Annotated in this window: 1 protein-coding gene; it reads left to right on the forward strand. The window is 66.8% G+C overall.

Features of this window, described 5'->3' with window-relative positions:
* Nucleotides 1-36: 36 nt before the first annotated feature.
* On the forward strand, nucleotides 37-392 hold a 356-nt coding region (locus tag I6F37_RS43985; RefSeq protein ID WP_225154984.1), incomplete at its 3' end, for a hypothetical protein.

Here is a 392-nt window from a genome sequence, read left to right on the forward strand (position 1 = left end):
CCAGAAGACCCGTCCCTTTTGAGAGGAGAATTCGCAATGTGGATCATCCCCAGCTACAGCCGCTTCCTCGCAGGACTCATGGTGCTGCTGTGCGCCTTTGCGCTCGGTGAGTGCCGCGCGAACGCCAGCGAGCCCCCGCCCCTCATCGGTCCGATGGAGGGCGTGGTGCGCGACGTGCGTCGCGTTCTCGACGACTCGCCGCCCGTCGTGAGCCCCGTGCAGCGTCCACGAGCAACGCCGACTGAAGTCGAGCCAAGACACCACGCGCAGGCCGATGGCCCGATGTGCTTCGAAGAGCCCGAGGTGTTCGCGCCCGCGCTCTGCTCGACGCTCGCGACCATCCTGGCAGAGCCACCGACCGAGGCTGAGCGCATCGAGGTCGCCGTTCAGAT

It is taken from the genome of Bradyrhizobium sp. NBAIM08 (assembly GCF_020193935.1).
Classification (GTDB): domain Bacteria; phylum Pseudomonadota; class Alphaproteobacteria; order Rhizobiales; family Xanthobacteraceae; genus Bradyrhizobium; species Bradyrhizobium yuanmingense.